Below are 4,814 nucleotides of genomic sequence, written 5' to 3'. Positions count from 1 at the left end.
GCCGGAGATCGAGCCCATGCCCGCCGAGGCCAGCACCGCCGCCTTGGCCGGGCCGCCGCGCTGACGCCCGGTGGCGGCGTAGGCCAGGTCGATGAAGAACTTGCCGGCGCCGGTGCTCTCCAGAAACGCCCCGAACAGCACGAAGATGAAGATGTAGGTCGCGGCAACGCCCAGCGGCAGGCCGAAGATGCCCTCCTGGCCGAGGTAGAGCTGCCCCGCCACCCGATCGAGCGTGTAGCCGCGATGCGCCATGATGCCCGGCAGCCACTCGCCGAGCCAGGGCAGCTCGCCGCGCGGCCCGGCCAGGGCGTAGACGATGGCGATCAGCCCGATGATGGTCATCCCGAGCCCCACTGCGCGGCGGCTGGCCTCGAGCACGGTCACCGTGGCGATGATCGCCACGGTGATGTCGGTCTGGTTCCAGAAACCGGCGCGGTTGACGATCTCGTCGAGATACAGCACCAGGTAGCCGCCGGTGATGAAGGCGCCGGCGAAGAAGATGGCGTCGATGCCCCAGCCCAGCACGCCGCGCTTGCGGGTAGGGCCGAACACCGGAAACATCAGAAACGCCAGCAGCATGATCAGCGCCAGGTGGATGCTGCGCTGGTAGAAAAGCCCCAGCGGCTGGATGCCGGCGGAGTAGAGCTGGAAAAGCGACAGGGCGACCGCCACGAAGGTGATCGCCCAGAGCGCCAGGCGCGGCTGCACCGCGTTGGCACCGGGCATGACCACCGGCGGTTGAGTGGTTTCGCTCATGGGAACCTCGAAGAGAGCAATGGAAGCTAAAGGGATGAAACGTCGATATTGGAATGTCTTTTTTTCAGTTCGCGCCGGCGTGATGGCGGGCGCGGGTCAGGGCGTGGTGAGCTCGACATATACCCGCTCGCCGGCGGCACGCGCGGAAAGGCTCACCGTCGGGTACTCGCCGCCAGGCCAGGCCAGCCGGTGATCCACCGCCGGGGTGCCCACGCGCAGTGCGTAGCGATTGCCCGGCACCGGCTCCATGATCTCTTCGATCCAGTAGCCGCCTTCGCCGTCGGACACCTGCACCCCGCGGCCTTCGATATGGCCAAGCCCGGCGGCGAAGTCCGGCTGGTGGCTGCGCTCGAGCACCATGGCGCCTTCACGGTTCACATAGCAGTCGCGCACGGTGAAGTGTTCCACCGAATGGTTCCAGGTCATGCACCAGCGGCTGCCCGCCGGCGCCGGCTCGTCGAGCAGTACCTCGCCGCTTTCGCGGGTGACCAGCAAATGCGCCGGCGCCTGTTCCCAGGCGCCGGCGGGCGGTATCACCAGCGAAAGCGTCATCAGCGGCAGAAACGACCACTGCATGAGAACGCCTCCTCGGGGATCAAGGACGCAGGCGGTCCGGAATCTCGGCGCCGACTTCCTCGAAGTAGCGGATCGCGCCGGGATGCAGCGGCACCGGGGTGGAGGCCATGGTGAACTCGATGGTGGTGTCGTTGGCCGCAGGGTGCACCGCGATCAGCTCGTCGATGTGCTCGAACAGAAGCTGGGTGAGCTGGTAGGCGAGCTCTTCGTCCATGTCGGCGTTGACCACCAGCACGTTGGGAATGCCGATGGTCTGCACCGCCTCGTCCATGCCGTCGTAGAGGCCTTCCGCCAGCTCGTAAGGCGCGAACACCGCCTCCTCTTCCTGGGCGTTGGCAATCTCCTCGTCGGAAAGGCCGATCAGGCGGATGTCGCGGGTGGCCGCCAGGTTCATGATCGAGCTGGTCGGCGGGCCGACGCTCCAGAAGCCGGCGTCGATGTCGCCATCGCGGATGGCGTCGGCGGTCTCGTTGAAATTCAGCCGCTGGGCGGTGAAGTCGTCGTAGCTTACGCCATTGGACTCGAGCACGGCGCGGGCGTTGAGCTCGGTGCCGCTGCCCGGCGCGCCGACGGAGACGCGCTTGCCGGCCAGATCACTGATGCCCTGAATGTCGGATTCCGCCAGCACCACCAGCTGCACGGCGTTGGGGTAGATCGAGGCCAGCGCCCGGGTGTTCTCGACCTGGCGGCCTTCGAAGTCGCCGGTGCCGGTGTAGGCCTGGTAGACGGTATCGGCCAGGGCGGTGGCGAGATCCGCGTCGCCGCGCATGATCAGGCCCATGTTCTCGACCGAGGCACCGGTGACTTCCGCAGTGGCCTGGGCACCTTCGATATGGTTGTTGATCATTTCGGCCAGCCCCCCGCCGATGGGGTAATACACCCCGCCGGTGCCGCCAGTGGCGATCGAGAGCTGCTGGGCGCTGGCGGGTAGCGCCAGGGCCAGCATGGTGGTGGCTACTGCATAGTTCAGCGTTCGCATGAGCATTGCCCCTGTCTTGAAAGATCGTTGTTGACGTTCTTGAAAGATCGTTGTTGACGTTGCAGATCCAGGCGGTGCAAAACGACCATCCGGGTATCGGAGAGCGTTTAACCGACGTTAGCACGGTTTCAAATCAAACGTTAATGGGACGATGGTTCCATAGCCAAGAGGGCGAAAACGCCCTTCGCCGGGTGCCAGGTAGCATTGCTATAGGGCTGCTCGCCCAGGCCAAGTGGCGCGAATTTCTGTAGAATGACCCCCATCCGACCACAATGTCCGCTATTTTAGCGTTTAAACGCACGATCGAGACGATCAAGGAGAGTCGATGGCCTCGCCCCTGCCCCGCCCCAACCTGGCCATCAGCGCCTACCGAGAACTCAAGCGCGACATCATTCGTGGCCGCTACCAGGCCGGCGAAAAACTGCTGATGAGCCTTCTGAAAGAGCGCTACGGGCTGAGCACCGGCCCGCTGCGCGAGGCGCTCTCCCAACTGGTGGCGGATCGCCTGGTGGTCGCCATCAGCCAGCGCGGCTACCGCGTGGCCGCGATGTCGCTGGCCGAGCTCAACGACATCTACGATGCGCGCGCCCAGCTCGAGGGGTTGATCCTGAGGCTTGCCATCGAGCGCGGCGACGACGACTGGGAAGCCGGCGTGCTGGCCACCGCCCATCGCCTTGGCAAGATCACCCGCCTCAACACGCCGACGGACCTGCTCGACGTGTGGGATGCGCGCCACCAGGCGTTTCATACCGCCATCGCCAGCGGCTGCAATTCACCGCACCTTCTGCAGATGCGCGAGTCGCTGTTCAACCAGGTGGAGCGCTACCGTCATCTATGGCTTCAGGAGACGGTGATGTCCGCCCCGGCGCTCGAACGCAAGCATCGCGAGCATACCGCGCTGGTCGAGGTGATCCTGGCCCGCGACGCCGAACGCGCCGCCGTCCTGATGCGCGAGCATTTGATGACCCCGGTGCTCATCATCACCGACGTGCTGCGCGCGCGGGGTATCGACTAACGTCGGCGTTTCAAAAAAATGTAGATATTTTAAAATAACGGCGATAGATTGAATCAGGCGGCCTGGTACCGCCCCGACTTCCATTTTTCGCCGTGCTCACCGGTTGCAAGCGCGGCGCCACGCCACGAGCCAACACGCTCAGGAGCCTTCGCCATGTCACGCTTCAACTGGGACGACCCGCTTCTTCTGGAACAGCAGCTCAGCGACGAGGAGCGTCAGATTCGCGACGCCGCCCGGGACTACTGTCAGGAAAACCTTCAGCCTCGCGTGCTCGGCGCTTTCCGCGAAGAGCGCTTCGATCGCGAGATCATGTCCGAGATGGGCGAGCTTGGCCTGCTCGGCGCGACGGTTTCTGAGGCGTACGGCGGCGCCGGCGTCAACCACGTGGCCTACGGTCTGATCGCCCGGGAGGTCGAGCGCGTCGATTCCGGCTACCGCTCGGCGATGAGCGTGCAGTCGTCGCTCGTGATGTACCCGATCGAAACCTACGGCAGTGAAGAGCAGAAGCAGAAGTACCTGCCCAAACTTGCCACCGGCGAGCTGGTCGGCTGCTTCGGGCTGACCGAGCCGGACCACGGCTCCGACCCGGGTTCGATGATCACCCGCGCCGAAAAGGTCGACGGCGGCTACCGCCTGACCGGGGCCAAGATGTGGATCACCAACAGTCCGATCGCCGATCTCGCCGTGGTGTGGGCGAAATCCGCCGCCCACGACGACCAGATCAAGGGCTTCATCGTCGAGCGCGGCACGGAAGGCTTCTCCACGCCGAAGATCGAGGGCAAGGTGTCGCTACGCGCCTCGATCACCGGCGAGATCGTGCTCGATGGCGCCTTCGTGCCGGAAGAGAACCTGTTACCTAACGTCAGCGGCCTGAAAGGCCCGTTCGGCTGTCTCAACAAGGCGCGCTACGGCATCGCCTGGGGCGTGATGGGCACTGCCGAGTTCTGCTGGCACGCCGCGCGCCAGTACACCCTGGATCGCAAGCAGTTCAACCGCCCGCTCGCCGCCAACCAGCTGATCCAGAAGAAGCTCGCCGACATGCAAACCGAGATCGCCCTCGGCCTTCAGGCGGCCTTGCAGGTCGGCCGGCTGATGGATGCGGGCAACTGGACCCCGGAGATGGTGTCGCTGATCAAGCGCAACAACTGCGGCAAGGCGCTGGACATCGCGCGCCTCTCCCGCGACATGCACGGCGGCAACGGGGTGTCGGACGAGTACGGCGTGATTCGCCACATGGTGAACCTGGAGTCGGTCAATACCTACGAGGGGACCCACGACGTGCACGCGCTGATCCTGGGCCGCGCCCAGACCGGCCTGCAGGCGTTCTTCTAACCTGCCGAACGAGGTGCCCCCATGAGCGATACGCCCACGCCGCTTGCCGGCATCAAGGTGCTCGATCTCTCCCGCGTGCTCGCCGGCCCCTGGTGCGGGCAGCTGCTGGCGGACCTGGGCGCCGAGGTGATCAAGATCGAGCGCCCGGGCCTGGGC

At 65.2% G+C, this 4,814-nt stretch carries 6 protein-coding genes; 3 read left to right on the top strand and 3 right to left on the bottom strand.

The window, feature by feature from the left end; translation table 11 throughout:
- From BIS11_RS10910 to BIS11_RS10900, 3 genes are all read right to left on the bottom strand, one after another.
- Positions 1-756 (bottom strand): TRAP transporter large permease subunit (locus tag BIS11_RS10910; RefSeq protein WP_253586044.1); only part of this gene is annotated, 756 nt, incomplete at its 3' end.
- Positions 757-852: 96 nt separating this feature from the next.
- Positions 853-1,308: a DUF1850 domain-containing protein gene (locus tag BIS11_RS10905; RefSeq protein WP_253423684.1), complete on the bottom strand. Its 456-nt coding sequence runs from the start codon at positions 1,306-1,308 to the stop codon at positions 853-855.
- A gap of 43 nt (positions 1,309-1,351) precedes the next feature.
- On the bottom strand, positions 1,352-2,311 hold the full coding sequence (locus BIS11_RS10900; RefSeq protein ID WP_253423672.1) for a TAXI family TRAP transporter solute-binding subunit: 960 nt from the start codon (positions 2,309-2,311) through the stop codon (positions 1,352-1,354).
- Between the two features lie 325 nt (positions 2,312-2,636).
- On the opposite strand from BIS11_RS10900, the gene csiR reads away from it, so the two are divergent.
- The 3 genes from csiR to BIS11_RS10885 form a co-directional block, all read left to right on the top strand.
- A complete protein-coding gene (gene csiR, locus BIS11_RS10895) occupies positions 2,637-3,326 on the top strand; it encodes a DNA-binding transcriptional regulator CsiR (RefSeq protein ID WP_253423675.1) in 690 nt (229 codons plus the stop codon).
- A gap of 153 nt (positions 3,327-3,479) precedes the next feature.
- A complete protein-coding gene (locus BIS11_RS10890; RefSeq protein WP_253423678.1) occupies positions 3,480-4,658 on the top strand; it encodes an acyl-CoA dehydrogenase in 1,179 nt (392 codons plus the stop codon).
- Between the two features lie 21 nt (positions 4,659-4,679).
- The coding region (locus tag BIS11_RS10885; protein ID WP_253586045.1) for a CoA transferase at positions 4,680-4,814 on the top strand (135 nt) is incomplete at its 3' end.

The sequence above is a fragment of the Halomonas sp. 707D4 genome, from assembly GCF_024158685.1.
GTDB lineage: Bacteria > Pseudomonadota > Gammaproteobacteria > Pseudomonadales > Halomonadaceae > Vreelandella.
This window is presented reverse-complemented; position numbering and strand designations above follow the sequence as displayed.

What these genes read in the sequence shown, in the direction of transcription:
- BIS11_RS10905 (WP_253423684.1), bottom strand. Translation starts at nt 1,308, where the DNA reads ATGACGCTTTCGCTGGTGATACCGCCCGCCGGCGCCTGGGAACAGGCG.
- BIS11_RS10900 (WP_253423672.1), bottom strand. Translation starts at nt 2,311, where the DNA reads ATGCGAACGCTGAACTATGCAGTAGCCACCACCATGCTGGCCCTGGCG.
- csiR (WP_253423675.1), top strand. Translation starts at nt 2,637, where the DNA reads ATGGCCTCGCCCCTGCCCCGCCCCAACCTGGCCATCAGCGCCTACCGA.
- BIS11_RS10890 (WP_253423678.1), top strand. Translation starts at nt 3,480, where the DNA reads ATGTCACGCTTCAACTGGGACGACCCGCTTCTTCTGGAACAGCAGCTC.